We start from the raw sequence: 14,276 nt of genomic DNA on the forward strand, positions 1-14,276 counted from the left end.
CTTGACGTCATGACGACAGGCGATATGGCGGAAAACATGGATGCCACTCTGATCCGCGATCCGATGGGGGGCGCGACGCCTTCGGGCGTGCGCGACCACAACGAACGCCTCGTCCTGTCGCTGATCCAGCGCCACGGCGCGCTGCCCTCGGCCGATGTCGCCCGCCGCGCCAATGTCTCGGCGCAGACCGTCTCGACCATCATCCGCGCGCTGGAGAAGGACGGCCTCCTGATCCGGGGGGAGCCGATCCGGGGCAGGGTGGGCAAGCCCTCGATCCCGATGGCCCTCAATCCCGACGGGGTGCTCTCGCTCGGACTGAACATCGGCAGGAAGAGCGCCGACCTCGTGCTGATCGACGTCACCGGCGCGATCCGCGCGGTCGCCAAGCGCACCTATGCCTATCCGACCCCCGGCGCCGTGATGCGGTTTCTCGAGGAGAACCTGCCGAAGGCGACGGCGCCGCTCGAGGCGCTCGGGCGCGCGCGGCTGGCCGGAATCGGAGTTGCCGCACCCTTCGAGCTCTGGAACTGGCTCGACATCGTGAATGCCCCGAAGGAAGAGATGCAGGCCTGGCGCGACTTCGACATCGAGGACCGGGTCGCCGCCGTGACGGGGCTGCCGGTGATCCTGCGCAACGACGCGACCGCCGCCTGCACCGCCGAGCATGTCTTCGGCCGCGGCCGCGAGTTCGCCGACTACGCCTATTTCTTCATCGGATCCTTCATCGGCGGCGGCGTGGTGCTGAACGATACCGTCTACACGGGGCGCACCGGCAATGCCGGAGCCTTCGGATCGATCCCCGTGGCCTCCGGGGCGGGGGTGCCGCGCCAACTCATCGACCATGCGTCGATCTTCCTGCTGGAGCGGCGGCTGTCCAAGGCCGGGATCGACCCGGCCGCGATCTGGGATCCCGGGACGGACTGGGCGGCGTTCGGGGCCGCGCTCGACGACTGGATCGAGCACACCGCACGCCATCTTGCCATCGGCGTGGTCGCCGTCTCGGCCGTGATCGACTTCGAGCGCATCCTGGTCGAGGTGAATGCCCCGCCCGAGGTGCGCAGGCGCATCGTCGAGCGGACCCGCGTCGCGGCGGCCGGGCTCGACACGCAGGGCATCGGCGCGCCGGTGATCGCCGAGGCGAGCGTCGGCCGCAATGCCCGCGCCATCGGCGCCGCCGCGTTGCCCATCCTCGACCGCTACCTCCTGAGCCAGCCGCGCTTCGGCTGAACCTTGCCGCGGGGCGCTGTGGAAACAGCGCCGTCCGTGCTAGGCTCGGCCCTGCGCAACAGGGAGGCTCGCATGAGCAACGAGGGCCTGACCCTTCTCGTCGGCACGACGAAGGGGGCATTTCTGCTGTCCGGCGGAAACGGCCGGGCGGAGTGGGACGTCGCGGGGCCGTTCTGCGGCGGCTGGCCGATCAATCATGTGATCGGCGACCCCGGGAGCGGCACGATCTGGGCCGGCGGCGGGGGCGACTGGCACGGGGCAGGCGTCTGGCGCTCCACCGACGGCGGGACCACATGGCAGGTCGCGCGGCTGAGCCGCGGCACGATCGACGACTGGGCCGAGAAGGACCCGGATTTCGCCGCGATGGCCGGCTGGAGCCAGGCCGCGACGCCCTTCGACGGGCTCATGAGCCAGGTCTGGTCGCTCGGGCTCGCCGGCGACACCCTCTACGCCGGCACGAAGCCGGCAGGGCTTGTCGCCAGCCACGACGGCGGCGTGACCTGGGAGCGCGTCGAAAGCCTGACGGATCATCCCTCGGCGTCGGGCTGGAATCCCGGCGCGGCGGGGCTCGTCCTGCACACCATCGTCGCCGACCCGGCGAATCCCGCAAAGCTCTGGGTCGGCATTTCGGCCGCCGGCGTCTTCGCCACCGAGGACGGCGGCGCGACCTGGGAACGGCGTAACCGCCTTGCGAACGCTGCCGCCTGCGAGGGGCACGACCACCCCGCCGCGCCGAGGGACGGCGAAACCGGCCATTGCGTACACAACATGATGCGTGCACCGGGCACGGCGGACGTGCTCTACCAGCAGAACCATCATGGGGTCTGGCGGTCCCCGGACGGCGGGCGGAGCTGGGAGGATGTTACCGCCGGCCTGCCCTCCACCTTCGGCTTTCCGATCCGCGTGCACCCGCGCGACCCCGATACGCTCTGGACCCTGCCCCTGAACGGCGACACCCAGGGCCGCTTCCCTCCCGGCGCGGCGGCGGCGGTCTGGCGGTCGCGCGACGGGGGAAGGACATGGAAGGACCTGCGCGAGGGGCTGCCGCAGAAGGGTTGCTATTTCACCGTCCTGCGCCAGGCCATGGCCGGCGACGCGCGCGAACCCGCCGGGCTCTACTTCGGCACGAACTCCGGATCGGTCTTCGCCAGCCGCGACGAAGGCGAGAGCTGGCACGAGATCGCCCGCCACCTGCCGACGATCCTCGCGGTCGAGGTCCTGGACCGCGCCTAGCCTGTTCGGGGGGGGGGCGGCCCGCCCTGCCACGTGGCGATTGCGGGCTGCGCAGGCCGCCGGAGCGTGGTCACGATGCTAGCTGAATCGACGCGGTGATGCCCCGCGAGGCGGCCTCCGGCGCGACTCCGGGCACGAACCTTGCGGTCATGGACAAAGGCGGGCACTTTCCGACGGCCGAGCATCCGAAGGGGTCCCAACCACACCCTGCGGAGGCACCGCGGCAGCCGGTTGCTGCAACCGTGGCCAAGGGGCCGACAGACGGAAAGCCGGGAGAGCGACATGACCACCCCCTGCATCATCTCTGTGGCGATCACCGGCAGTCTGCCGACGAAGGCAAACAACCCCGCCGTGCCGGTATCGATCTCCGAACAGGTCGAAAGCGCACAGGAGGCCTTCGAGGCCGGTGCGACGATCGTCCATTGTCACGTCCGCGACGACGAGGGCCGGCCGAGTTCCGATCCCGGGCGTTTCGCCCGGCTGATGGAAGGGCTGCGGCACCATTGCCCCGGCATGATCGTGCAGCTTTCGACCGGCGGGCGGTCGGGGGTCGGACAGGCGCGGGGCGGGATGCTGCCGCTCAAGCCCGACATGGCCAGCCTCTCGGTCGGCTCGAACAACTTTCCGACGCGGGTCTACGAGAACCCGCCGGACCTCGTCGACTGGCTCGCCGCCGAGATGCTGGCCTACGGCGTGACGCCCGAGATCGAGGTCTTCGACCTGTCCCATATCTTCACGGCGCACCAGATGTGGCAGGCGGGGCAGATCGCCGCCAGGCCCTATCTGCAGTTCGTCATGGGCGTGCGGAACGCGATGCCGGCCGACCGCGACGTCTTCGACTTCTACATCCGCACCGTCAGGCGGCTCTTCGGCGAGGACACGCCCTGGAGCGCCGCCGGCATCGGCCCGAGCCAGATCGTCCTGAACGACTGGGCGGTGTCGTCCGGCGGCCATGCGCGGACGGGCCTTGAGGATAATGTCCGGCTCGACCGCGACCGGCTGGCGCCGTCGAACGCGGCACTGGTGCGACGGGTGGTGGCGCTCTGCGAACGCTACGGCCGCCCTGTGGCCGACTGGCGGACGGCCCGCCGCCTCCTCGGGCTCGGCGCGGGGGGAGACGGAGGATAGGGTATGACTCCGGTCCAGGATTCCGCGCGGGAGGCATTCGAGGGGCGCGCGACCGTTTCGGCGCGGGAGGCAGGCGCGCCGGTGGCCATCGCCGGTTCCCTTTCCTCGGGGGATCGAGGCTGCCCAAGGGGCCGCGGACCTGCCCGGACAGGGCATCCCGTCCATGGTGCGCCGTCCGGGGATGGTGGGCGACCCTGGAATCGAACCAGGCATGAGTCTCCTCGGCGGAGTTACAGTCCGCTGCCGCACCTTGCAGCACGTCGCCCACTGGCGCGGTGAATACGCACGGCGGCAAGGGGCGTCAAGGACGAAAATCCCGGGCCGCGGGGCTTGTTCTCGGGCACGCGCCGGCGCATTCTCGCGCCCCTTCGGGACGGAGATCGCAACGATGAAGAAGCCCGCCTGGGTGATCGACAAGGAGCGCGCGCGGCGCGCGGCGGCGGCCGAGACGGTCTGGCTCTTCGGCCTTCACGCGGTGCGCGACGCGCTGATGAACCCGCGGCGGGAGAAGCTGCGGCTGGTGCTGACCAAGAACGCCGCCGACCGGCTCGGCGATGCGCTGGCGGCGGGTTCGATCGTGCCCGAGATCGTCGATCCCCGGAAGTTCGACGCGCATGTGCCGCTTGGCACCGACAGCGTCCACCAGGGCGCGGCGCTGGAAGTGAAGCCGCTCGCCTGGGGGTCGCTCGACGCGGTCTGCGCGGGGGGCGCGGGCCGCGCGCTGGTCGTCGTGCTCGACCGGGTGACCGATCCGCACAACGTGGGCGCCATCCTGCGCTCGGCCGAGGTCTTCGGCGCGCGCGCCGTGATCGCGCCGGCCCGCCATTCCGCCCCCGAGACCGGCGCGCTCGCCAAGACGGCAAGCGGCGCGCTGGAGCGCCAGCCCTACCTTCGGGTCGGCAACCTTTCGGAGGCGATGGAGCACCTGCGGGACATGGGCTATGTCCTTCTCGGCCTTGACGGCGAGGGCCGCGCGACGCTGGCCGAGGCCCTGGCGGAAACCGGCGGCCGGCCCGTCGCGCTCGTCCTCGGGTCCGAAGGCCCGGGCCTGCGCGAGAAGACGCGCGACACCTGCGACCGTCTCGTGCGCATCCCCTTCGCGGGCGGCTTCGGATCGCTCAACGTCTCCAACGCCGCGGCGGTCGCGCTTTACGCGGCCGCTACGGGCTGACCGGTCGCGCCGGAGCACGCTTCATCACGCTTGCGGGAGCCCCCTTTCACCGCCGGGGCGGCGGTGGCATCTTTGCCCGCAGCCCCGGACTGCGTGTCGGGGCGCCGCCGGAAAGGACGCCACATGACGCTTACCCGCCGCAGCCTCCTTGCCGTGGCCCTGATGATCCCGGTCGCGGGCACGATCCTGCGGCCCGCACTGGCGCGCGAACCGGAAATCTATGCGCCGGGCGGAATTGCCCTCCAAGGGTACGACCCCGTGGCCTATTTCACAACGGGCAAGCCGGTGAAAGGCAGCCCGGATCACGCGCTGATGTGGCGTGGGGCCACCTGGTATTTCGCCAGTGCGGCCTCACGGGAGGCTTTCGAGATGAACCCCCAGGCCTATGCGCCGCAATACGGCGGCTACTGTGCCTATGCGATGACGAAGGGCGCCATCGCGCCCACGGTGCCCGATGCCTTTGCCGTGGCCGGCGGGCGGCTCTATCTGACCTATTCGACCGAGGTCCGGGCGATCTGGGAAGAGGATGTCGCGGGCAATGTCGCGCTGGCAAACGAGCACTGGCCCGAGATTATGAACAAAAAGTGATCACAAATTCCGGGGCTGCCTCTTTCACCTCAGCGTCACAGTTCTAAATCAATATGGCGAAGCACGGGTTCGGAACACCCGCGCTTCAATTCACTGTCCCTCGTTCCGCACTGGCGCCCGGCCGCTTGGTTCGGGCGCCTTTTTCTGTGAGGTTGCCGCACATGAACGGTCCCTCGGACGACATGCTCCGCGCCATACTCCGCACCACCCGAGTGATCGCCGTGGTGGGCGTCTCGCCGAACCCGGTCCGCCCGTCCTATTACGTGGCCCGCTATCTCGGCCTGAAGGGCTACACCGTCATCCCGGTGAACCCCGGCCACGCGGGGGAGGAGATTCTGGGCAGGACGGTCTACGGCAGCCTTGCCTCGATCCCGAAGGATGCGCATGTCGACATGGTGGACATCTTCCGCCGGTCGGACGCGGTGCCGGGGATCGTCGAGGAGGCGCTGCGCGAACTGCCGGACCTGACGACGATCTGGATGCAGATCGGCGTGCAGCACCCGGACGCCGCGGCGCGGGCGGAGGCCGCGGGCATGAGGGTGGTGCAGAACCGATGCCCGAAGATCGAGTACCAGCGGCTCTTCGGCGAACTCAGGATGGGCGGGTTCGCGACCGGCGTGATTTCCGCGAAGCTCTGAGCCGGGCAGGGAGGGTTCCGTCGAGGCGACGGTCGTCAGGACCGCGCAGCTTTCTCGGCGAGCCCCGAGGTGCCTTCGCGGCGGGCGAGTTCCACCTCGACATCCGCGAGCGTCACGTCGCGGGCGGCGAGCATGACGAGCAGGTGGTAAAGGACGTCAGCGGCCTCGGCAGTGAGGCGTTCGCGGTCGCCCTTCACGGCCTCGATGATCGCCTCCACCGCTTCCTCGCCGAATTTTTCGGCGCATTTCTCGGGGCCCCTGGCGAGAAGCTTCGCGGTCCATGAGGACTCCGGGTCCGCCTCCTTGCGGGACGCGATGGTGGCGGCAAGCCGCTGGATCGGGGTCATGTCAGCCTCATCGGGATGCCGGCCCTCGCCATGTGCTCTTTGGCCTGACGGATCGTGAAGTCGCCGAAATGGAAGATCGAGGCGGCAAGGACGGCCGAGGCGTGGCCCCCGGTGATGCCCTCGACCAAGTGGTCGAGCGTGCCGACGCCCCCGCTGGCGATCACCGGGATGTCCACCGCATCGGCGATGGCGCGCGTGAGCGGGATGTTGAACCCCGCCCGCGTGCCGTCGCGGTCCATCGAGGTCAGAAGGATCTCGCCTGCGCCCTTCGCGGCGACCGTGCGCGCGAATTCCACCGCGTCGATCCCGGTGGGGCGGCGTCCGCCATGGGTGAAGATTTCCCACCGGCCGGGTGCCACCGACTTGGCGTCAATGGCGACGACGATGCACTGGCTGCCGAAGCGGTCGGCGGCCTCCGCCACGACGTCGGGATTGGCGACGGCGGCGGAGTTGAAGCTGACCTTGTCGGCGCCGGCGAGGAGGAGCGCGCGCACATCCTCCTCTGTGCGGACGCCGCCGCCGACGGTCAGCGGGATGTAGCACTGCTCCGCCGTGCGAGTGACGAGGTCGTACATCGTGCCGCGGTTTTCATGCGTGGCGTGGATGTCGAGAAAGCAGAGCTCGTCCGCCCCGGCAGCGTCATAGGCCTTGGCCGCCTCGACCGGATCGCCGGCGTCGATCAGGTTGACGAAGTTCACGCCCTTGACGACGCGGCCGTCGGCCACGTCGAGGCAGGGGATGATGCGGGTCTTGAGCATGGGTCCCCTTTAGGCTCAACGCGGGGGCTTGCCAAGCGGCGCGTCAGCGGTTTGCCTTGCGGTATGGTTAAACTGGTTCTGCTGCACCGGGCGGATTCGATCTACGACGACGAGCCGGACCGGGAATATGACTTCCCGCGCGACTACCTGAGGGCAGCGGAGGACGGAGTGGGCGACTGGATCGTCTACTCCGAGCCGGTCAAGGCCGGGCCGCGCGGCTACTTCGCGGTGGCGCGGATCGAGCGCATAATTCCCAACCCCCGCACACCGGGCCGGTTTCTCGCTCTGATCGAGCCGGGCAGTTACTTGGAGTTCGACCGTCCGGTGTCGCGGCTGCACGAGGGCAGGCCGATGGAGTCGGCGTTGACCTATCCCGACGGGCGGCCAAAGCCCGGCGGGCTGACGCAATCCTCCGTGCGCCGCCTCCCCGAATGCGAGTTCGCGGCGATCGTCAGTCTGGGCCTGCCGGCCGACCTCGAGGCGCGGGAGGCGCGGCGTTATGATGCTGCCCGCGAAGCCGACGACCCGCCGGCGCCGTTCGAGCGGCCGGTGATCGAGCGGCTCACCAGCCGGCCCTTCCGCGAGGTGGCGTTCCGCCGCAAGGTGCGCGCAGCCTACGATTACCGCTGTGCCATCTCAGGCCTCAGGCTGCGCAATGGCGGCGGCCGGCCCGAGGTACAGGCGGCCCATATCCGATCGGTGGAGCGGCAGGGTAGTGACTCGGTCCGGAACGGCCTCGCCCTGTCGGGGACGCTGCACTGGATGTTCGACCGTGGACTCCTGTCGGTCGCGGAAGACCTCACCATCCTTGTGTCGCGCAACAAGGTGCCGGGCGAGGTGGTCGACCGGCTGATCCGTCCCGAGGGGCGGCTCATCCTGCCGGCCGACCCGCACGACCATCCCCATCCGGGGAACCTGCGCTGGCACCGCGAGAACGTGTTCGGACAGGTGACGGTGGAAGGGCCCGCGCCTTGGCGCTGAGTTTCAGCCCCTCAGTGCCGCCAGCGCCGCGCCCAAATCGATCGCCCCGTCATAGAGCGCCCGGCCCGAGATCGCCCCGGCGATGACGCCGGTGTCGCGGAGCGCGAGGAGATCGGCGAGCGAGGAGACGCCCCCGCTGGCGATGACGGGGATTGTCACCGCGCGCGCCAGCGCCTCGGTCGAGGCGACGTTCGGCCCCTGCATCGCGCCGTCGCGGTTGATGTCGGTGTAGATGATTGCGGCGACGCCGGCATCCTCGAAGGAGCGGGCGAGGTCGGTGACCATCACGTCGGTCTCCTCGGCCCAGCCTTTCGTCGCCACACGGCCGTCACGGGCGTCGATGCCGACGGCGACGCGGTCGGGGAAAGCGCGGGCGGCCTCGCGCACCAGCGCGCGGTTTTCCACCGCGACGGTCCCGAGGATCACCCTCGCCAGACCCTTGCCAAGCCACATCTCGATCGTGGCCATGTCGCGGATGCCGCCGCCGAGCTGCGCCGGCACGGTCACGCGGCCGAGGATCGCCTCGACCGCCGCGGCGTTCACCGGCTGGCCGGCGAAGGCGCCGTTGAGGTCGACGAGATGCAGCCATTCGCAGCCCGCCGCCTCGAACCTGGCCGCCTGCGCCGCCGGGTCGTCGCCGAAGACGGTGGCCTTGTCCATCTCGCCGTGCAGGAGCCGCACGCACTGGCCGTCCTTGAGATCGATGGCGGGATAGAGGATCATCGGCGGCTCCTTCCGTTGCGCCGGCCTCTTGCCATGGGCGGGGGCGAATGCCAAGCGGCCCGGAACGTCACGTCAGGCTTTACGTGGCGGGGCGGCTTCGCGGATGATCCGGCGAAACGTGGTCAGGGAGGATTGTACCATGAGGATGACACTTGCTGCGGTCATCGTGTTGCTTGCCGGCGCCGCGGCAGCGGACCCGGTGGAAGGCGTCTGGCAGACCGAGCCTGACGACGGCGCCTATGCCCAGATCACCATTTCGCCCTGCGGCGAGAACATTTGCGGCGTGATCACCGCCGCGTTCAACGAGGACGGCTCGCCACGGCAGAGCGAGAATGTCGGCAAGCAGATCGTCTGGGACATGCAGCCGACCGGAAACGGCGGCTATGGCAACGGCAAGATCTGGCGTCCGTCGAACGGCAAGACCTACAAGTCGAAGATGGCACTCTCGGGCGACCGGCTGAAGGTGTCGGGCTGCATAGGTCCGATCTGCCTGGGCCAGAACTGGACCCGCGTGAAGTAACGCCTCAGGGCGACCAGCCGAGGAAATTGGCGATGAGCCGGAGCCCCACGGCCTGGCTCTTCTCCGGGTGGAACTGGGTGCCCACCATATTCTCGCTGCCCACGATGGCGGTGATCGGCCCGCCGTAGTCGCAATGCGCGAGGAGGTGGGCCGGGTCGGCGACGCGGAAGTGGTAGGAGTGGACGAAGTAGGCGTGATCGCCGGTCTCGATCCCGGTCAGCACGGGGTGCGGCCGGTCGATCACGAGGTCGTTCCAGCCCATGTGGGGCACCTTGAGCCGCCGGTCTGCGGGAGCAATGCGCACCACTTCGCCGCCGATCCAGCCGAAGCCCGGCGTTTCGCGGTATTCCAGCCCGCGCGTGGCCATCATCTGCATGCCGATGCAGATGCCGAGGAAGGGACGGGCCTGCACCGTCACCGCCTCTTCAATCGCCTCGAATAGCCCGGTGGCGCGCGAAAGCGCCGCCCGGCAGGCCGGAAAGGCGCCGTCGCCGGGCAGGACGATGCGGTCGGCGCGCACCGCGTCCTCGGGCCGCGAGGAAACGAGGACGCGGCCCGCGCCGGTCTCGGCCGCCATCCGCTGGAAGGCCTTCTCGGCCGAGTGGAGGTTGCCGGATTCGTAGTCGACGATGACCGTGAGGCTCACAACGCCCCCTTGGTCGAGGGCAGGCTGCCCTCCGCGCGGGGATCGGGCTCCACGGCCATGCGGAGCGCCTTCGCCACCGCCTTGAAGGCGGCCTCGGCGATGTGGTGGCTGTTCACCCCGTGGGCCTTGTCCAGATGGAGCGTGATGCCGCCGTGGGTGGACAGCGCCTGGAAGAACTCCCGCACGAGTTCGGTATCGAAACTGCCGATCTTCGCGGTCGGGAAATCGAGATTCCAGACGAGATAGGGGCGCCCCGAAAGATCGAGCGCGCAGGCCACCTGCGCGTCGTCCATGGCAAGCGCGAAGTGACCGTAGCGGCGGATCCCCCGCTTGTCGCCGAGCGCCTGTCCCAGCGCCTGGCCGAGGGCGATCCCGCAATCCTCGACCGTGTGGTGATCGTCGATGTGCAGGTCGCCCTTTGCGGTGACCTTGAGGTCGATCAGCGAGTGGCGCGAAAGCTGGTCGAGCATGTGGTCGAAGAAGCCCACGCCCGTATGGTTCGCGTAGCTGCCGCTGCCGTCGAGGTCGATCTCGACCGCGATCTGGGTCTCCGCCGTCTTTCGCGTGATCGTCGCCTTGCGCATCGCTCCGCCCCTTCGCTTCGGCCGCGTTATAGGCGGCGGGCCGGTCCAGTTCCAGCGTGGCGCCGCGAAAATCGGCCGCTGTCACATCGCTGCCGCTCGATGCGAAAGGGCCACCCGAAGGTGGCCCCGTCCGATCGCCGATGGCGAGATATTGGAGCGGGCGATGAGATTCGAACTCACGACCCTAACCTTGGCAAGGTTATGCTCTACCCCTGAGCTACGCCCGCATCCTTGGGTAGGGGCGATTTATAAAGTCTCAGGGACGGCTGCAAGGGGAAAATCCGGCCAGTCGGCAGAATCTTGGCGGTGCGCGCACGCGGGCCCTGGCCGTCGTGGTGGCGCGCGGGGCGCCGGCGCGGCCGGCAGCGGCTGGTGCGGTCGGAGGTGGAGCGAGCGATTCGCGCAGCGGTTGAGCAATCCAGCGCAACTATATGATTTTGTGTTGAAAAATGGTTAGCCGAATCCTAACCGCGCGCGAATCGGCGTTCAAACAGGTTCGACAAGGCGCGATTAAGGATCGGGGCGAAATAGTGCCCCAAGTCGGTCGCGATCATGTCGAAAAACGGGCGAATTCCGGGTGCGACATCAGGCCATCGCCAGTCAGGCACGGCCCGCGCCGCCAGGGCGCCCAGATCGGAAAGGACAAGACCCATGTTCATGCAGAACGCCACCACCTTCCGCGCCGCCGAGAAGATCGCGCTGTCGCTCACGGGGCTGAGCCTCGTGCCCGATTTCGCTGCGCCGGGCCTGCTTGCCGGCAGCCTCGTGGAGACGGAGTCCGGCTGGCGCCCGGTGGAGAGCCTGACCCGAGGGATGCGCGTGGCCACCTGGGACGGCGGGTTCAGCCCGGTCGCGCGGCTGGAACGCCAGCACCTGTGGCCCGCGCCCGAGGTCGAGGTGATCGATGTGCCGGGCGGCGCGCTCGACACCTGCACGGAGTTCAGCCTGCTTCCTGGCCAGCACGTCTTCATCGCCTCGGCGGTGGCCGAGGAGGTCCTCGGCACCGGGGGCGCGCTGCTACCGGCCGCGGCCTTGGCCGGGCACTTCGGCATCACCCGCAGGCGGCTTTGCCGCCCGGCCGAGGTTCTGACCCTGCGCTTCGCCACCGAGGAGATCGTCTATGTCAACTCCGGCGCGCTCATCCATTGCGCGGCAGACGGCGCCGCGGGGCGGCCGGCCTCCCTCCGCCCGGATGACTTCGAGGTCCTCGACGAGGACCGGGCGCAGGCGATGCTGGCGCTGATCGCGGCGGGCGTACTGACCACCGCGGGGATCGGGCGCGCCGCCTGACCGCCCGTGCCCGGGATGGCTTGCGGGGGCCGGCGCGCCCCCGATGGCATTGCCCCTCATGCCCGGCGGCTGCGGAAGACGGGGCCCTGGGCCTCTTCGTCCCGATCGGGGGTATGGTCCGGCATCGTGGCGTCGATGGCGCGGGGTGCCGGGATGCCGGCGCTGGTTGCCGGCATGGCGAAGACGTTGGCCGGCTCGGGGGCAGCCACCTCGTTGCGGAGCTGGCCTGCCATCCGGTGCGCGCGATCCACCAGAAGCGCGAGTTGTCGGTCGAGCCGGTCGATGCAGCTGCGCTCGGCGGCCGCCCCCTCTCCCAGCCAGAGGAGCGAGCCGCGCAGGTTGCCGAGCGTCAGGATCACGTCCTCCACCAGGAAGGATTCGAATGCCGCCCGCACTGAATCCTGCGCCGGGTCAGGTGCCGGTCGTGTCATGGATCACCCCGTCGTTCCCCGGGGTGAGATTAGCCAGCGCTGCCCTAAGAAACCGCTAATCCCGGCCCCGCATGGGGGCAGGGGATCATTCCAGTTCGATCAGCAGATCCTTGGCGTCGATCTGGCTGCCGGCGTGGACATGGACCGCCTTCACCGTCGCGGGACGGTCGGCATGCAGGCCGGTTTCCATCTTCATCGCCTCGATGGTGAGGAGGAGGTCGCCCGCGTACACCTTCTGCCCCGCCGTCACGGCGACCGAGGCGACCGAGCCCGGCATCGGCGCGCCGATGTGATGCGGATTGCCCTCGGCGGCCTTCGGACGGGCCGCGGTTTTGGCCTTCACGATCCGGTTCGGCACCCGGATGACGCGCGGCTGGCCGTTCAGCTCGAAGAAGACCTTCACCTCGCCCTGGTCGTCGGTCTCGCCCACGGCCTGGAGCCGGATTTCCAGCGTCTTGCCCGGGTCGATCTCGGCCGAGATCTCCTCGCCCGGCTCCATGCCGTAGAAGAAGGTCTTCGTCGGCAGTGTCCGGACGGGCCCGTAGATGCGGTGCCGGCCCATGTAGTCGAGGAAGACCTTGGGATACATCAGGTAGCCGTTCAGATCCTCGTCATCCACCTTGAAGCCCATGAGATCCTTCGACACCTGGGCGCGCGTCGCCTCCAGGTCGACCGGCGGTAAGTGCTTGCCGGGCCGTTCGGTATTGGGCCTCTCGCCCTTCAGCACCTTCGCCGCGATGGCTGCGGGGAAGCCGCCGGGCGGCTGGCCGAGGTTACCCTTCAGCATGTCGACCACGGATTCGGGGAAGGCGACGTCCACGGCCGGGTCCTCGACCTCGGCCCGCGTCAGCCCCTGCGCCACCATCATCAGCGCCATGTCGCCCACGACCTTGGACGAGGGCGTGACCTTCACGATGTCGCCGAACATCCGGTTCACATCGGCATAGGTCTGGGCGACCTCGTGCCAGCGGTCCTCGAGCCCGAGCGAGCGGGCCTGCGCCTTGAGGTTGGTGAACTGCCCGCCCGGCATCTCGTGCAGGTAGACCTCGGATGCCGGCGCCTCGAGACCGGACTCGAACGCCCGGTACTGGTGGCGCACGCCCTCCCAGTAGTTCGAGATCTCGTGGATGGCCGCGATGTCGAGCCCGGTGTCGCGCTCGGTGTGCGCCAGCGCCTCGACGATGGAGCCTAGGCAGGGCTGCGAGGTGCCGCCCGAGAAGGCGTCCATCGCGGCATCGACCGCAGCGACGCCGGCGTCCGCGGCGGCGAGGATCGTGGCGCCCGCGATGCCGGAGGTGTCATGGGTATGGAAATGGATGGGAAGCCCGACGTCGTCCCTCAGCGCCTTGAAGAGAACGCGCGCGGCGGCGGGCTTCAGGAGCCCCGCCATGTCCTTCAGCCCGAGCACATGGGCGCCTGCCTGGCGCAGGGACTTGCCCATGCTCACGTAGTATTTCAGGTCATACTTCGCGCGGTCGGGGTTCAGGATGTCGCCCGTATAGCAGATCGCGGCCTCGCAGACCTTCTCCTCTTCGATCACCGCGTCCATGGCGACGCGCATGTTCTCGACCCAGTTCAGGCTGTCGAAGACGCGGAAGACGTCGATGCCGGTGGTGGCCGCCTGGCGCACGAACTCGCGCACGACGTTGTCGGGGTAGTTGGTGTAGCCGACGCCATTCGACGCGCGCAAGAGCATCTGCGTCATCAGGTTCGGCATGGCGCGGCGCAGGTCGCGCAGCCGCTGCCAGGGACATTCCTGCAGGAAGCGGTAGGCGACGTCGAAGGTCGCGCCGCCCCAGCACTCGACGGAGAAGAGTTGCGGCAGGTTCGCCGCATAGGCGGGCGCCACCCGGATCATGTCGATCGACCGCATCCGCGTCGCCAGGAGCGACTGGTGGCCGTCGCGCATCGTCGTGTCGGTCAGGAGGAGCCTCTTCTGCGCCGCCATCCAGTCCGCCACCGCCTGCGGACCCTTTTCATCGAGGAGGTTGCGCGCGCCCCTGGCCGGCAC

General features: G+C 69.2%; 17 protein-coding genes and 2 tRNA genes. 9 read left to right on the forward strand and 10 right to left on the reverse strand.

The window, feature by feature from the left end:
- The first annotated feature begins 9 nt into the window (after positions 1-9).
- The 3 genes from F9K34_RS04190 to F9K34_RS04200 all read left to right on the forward strand — a co-directional run bounded on the left by F9K34_RS04190 (position 10) and on the right by F9K34_RS04200 (position 3,588).
- The gene (locus tag F9K34_RS04190) at positions 10-1,227 is read left to right on the forward strand and encodes an ROK family transcriptional regulator (protein ID WP_291335649.1); all 1,218 of its coding nucleotides are present in this window, start codon (positions 10-12) and stop codon (positions 1,225-1,227) included.
- A gap of 72 nt (positions 1,228-1,299) precedes the next feature.
- On the forward strand, positions 1,300-2,460 hold the full coding sequence (locus F9K34_RS04195) for a WD40/YVTN/BNR-like repeat-containing protein (protein WP_291335651.1): 1,161 nt from the start codon (positions 1,300-1,302) through the stop codon (positions 2,458-2,460).
- Between the two features lie 282 nt (positions 2,461-2,742).
- Positions 2,743-3,588 (forward strand): 3-keto-5-aminohexanoate cleavage protein, encoded by an 846-nt coding sequence (locus F9K34_RS04200; RefSeq protein WP_291335652.1) that lies wholly within the window; start codon positions 2,743-2,745, stop codon positions 3,586-3,588.
- Positions 3,589-3,770: 182 nt separating this feature from the next.
- On the opposite strand, the gene F9K34_RS04205 is transcribed toward F9K34_RS04200, so the two are convergent.
- Positions 3,771-3,854: transfer RNA gene (locus F9K34_RS04205), tRNA-Tyr, on the reverse strand.
- Positions 3,855-3,976: 122 nt separating this feature from the next.
- On the opposite strand from F9K34_RS04205, the gene rlmB reads away from it, so the two are divergent.
- The 3 genes from rlmB (at position 3,977) to F9K34_RS04220 (ending at position 5,985) form a co-directional block, all read left to right on the forward strand.
- Positions 3,977-4,759 (forward strand): 23S rRNA (guanosine(2251)-2'-O)-methyltransferase RlmB, encoded by a 783-nt coding sequence (gene rlmB / locus F9K34_RS04210; protein WP_291335654.1) that lies wholly within the window; start codon positions 3,977-3,979, stop codon positions 4,757-4,759.
- Positions 4,760-4,882: 123 nt separating this feature from the next.
- Entirely contained in the window at positions 4,883-5,347 is a 465-nt protein-coding gene (locus F9K34_RS04215) for a YHS domain-containing (seleno)protein (protein ID WP_291335656.1), read from the forward strand.
- 161 nt (positions 5,348-5,508) lie between these two features.
- On the forward strand, positions 5,509-5,985 hold the full coding sequence (locus F9K34_RS04220) for a CoA-binding protein (protein ID WP_291335657.1): 477 nt from the start codon (positions 5,509-5,511) through the stop codon (positions 5,983-5,985).
- A 35-nt stretch (positions 5,986-6,020) separates the two neighbouring features.
- Here F9K34_RS04220 and F9K34_RS04225 read toward each other — a convergent pair whose 3' ends face one another.
- Both F9K34_RS04225 and hisF read right to left on the reverse strand, forming a co-directional pair.
- Positions 6,021-6,332, reverse strand: coding sequence for a phosphoribosyl-ATP diphosphatase (locus tag F9K34_RS04225; protein WP_291335658.1), 312 nt, complete (start codon positions 6,330-6,332; stop codon positions 6,021-6,023).
- Positions 6,329-7,090 (reverse strand): imidazole glycerol phosphate synthase subunit HisF, encoded by a 762-nt coding sequence (hisF, locus tag F9K34_RS04230; RefSeq protein ID WP_291335659.1) that lies wholly within the window; start codon positions 7,088-7,090, stop codon positions 6,329-6,331. Before hisF ends, F9K34_RS04225 begins: the two co-directional genes overlap by 4 nt.
- 63 nt (positions 7,091-7,153) lie before the next feature.
- Between hisF and F9K34_RS04235 the strand changes: the two genes are divergently transcribed.
- Positions 7,154-8,071 (forward strand): HNH endonuclease, encoded by a 918-nt coding sequence (locus F9K34_RS04235; protein ID WP_291335660.1) that lies wholly within the window; start codon positions 7,154-7,156, stop codon positions 8,069-8,071.
- A 3-nt stretch (positions 8,072-8,074) separates the two neighbouring features.
- Here F9K34_RS04235 and hisA read toward each other — a convergent pair whose 3' ends face one another.
- Entirely contained in the window at positions 8,075-8,794 is a 720-nt protein-coding gene (hisA, locus tag F9K34_RS04240) for a 1-(5-phosphoribosyl)-5-[(5-phosphoribosylamino)methylideneamino]imidazole-4-carboxamide isomerase (protein WP_291335661.1), read from the reverse strand.
- A gap of 139 nt (positions 8,795-8,933) precedes the next feature.
- On the opposite strand from hisA, the gene F9K34_RS04245 reads away from it, so the two are divergent.
- The gene (locus F9K34_RS04245; RefSeq protein WP_291335662.1) at positions 8,934-9,314 is read left to right on the forward strand and encodes a DUF2147 domain-containing protein; all 381 of its coding nucleotides are present in this window, start codon (positions 8,934-8,936) and stop codon (positions 9,312-9,314) included.
- 4 nt (positions 9,315-9,318) lie between these two features.
- On the opposite strand, the gene hisH is transcribed toward F9K34_RS04245, so the two are convergent.
- The 4 genes from hisH to F9K34_RS04265 all read right to left on the reverse strand — a co-directional run bounded on the left by hisH (position 9,319) and on the right by F9K34_RS04265 (position 11,203).
- The gene (gene hisH / locus F9K34_RS04250) at positions 9,319-9,960 is read right to left on the reverse strand and encodes an imidazole glycerol phosphate synthase subunit HisH (protein WP_291335663.1); all 642 of its coding nucleotides are present in this window, start codon (positions 9,958-9,960) and stop codon (positions 9,319-9,321) included.
- Positions 9,957-10,544, reverse strand: a complete 588-nt coding sequence (gene hisB / locus F9K34_RS04255) for an imidazoleglycerol-phosphate dehydratase HisB (RefSeq protein ID WP_291335664.1) — start codon at positions 10,542-10,544, stop codon at positions 9,957-9,959. The genes hisH and hisB overlap by 4 nt, the downstream gene beginning before the upstream one ends.
- 152 nt (positions 10,545-10,696) lie before the next feature.
- Positions 10,697-10,771, reverse strand: a tRNA-Gly gene (locus tag F9K34_RS04260).
- A 237-nt stretch (positions 10,772-11,008) separates the two neighbouring features.
- Entirely contained in the window at positions 11,009-11,203 is a 195-nt protein-coding gene (locus F9K34_RS04265) for a hypothetical protein (RefSeq protein ID WP_291335665.1), read from the reverse strand.
- On the opposite strand from F9K34_RS04265, the gene F9K34_RS04270 reads away from it, so the two are divergent.
- On the forward strand, positions 11,196-11,834 hold the full coding sequence (locus F9K34_RS04270; RefSeq protein WP_291335666.1) for a Hint domain-containing protein: 639 nt from the start codon (positions 11,196-11,198) through the stop codon (positions 11,832-11,834). The genes F9K34_RS04265 and F9K34_RS04270 overlap by 8 nt on opposite strands.
- 56 nt (positions 11,835-11,890) lie before the next feature.
- On the opposite strand, the gene F9K34_RS04275 is transcribed toward F9K34_RS04270, so the two are convergent.
- Complete coding sequence (locus F9K34_RS04275; protein WP_291335667.1) at positions 11,891-12,265, reverse strand: hypothetical protein; 375 nt, start codon at positions 12,263-12,265, stop codon at positions 11,891-11,893.
- Positions 12,266-12,350: 85 nt separating this feature from the next.
- The coding region (locus tag F9K34_RS04280) for a pyruvate carboxylase subunit B (RefSeq protein ID WP_291335668.1) at positions 12,351-14,276 on the reverse strand (1,926 nt) is incomplete at its 5' end.

Origin of the sequence: Albidovulum sp., assembly GCF_008933605.1 — a bacterium.
GTDB lineage: Bacteria > Pseudomonadota > Alphaproteobacteria > Rhodobacterales > Rhodobacteraceae > Albidovulum.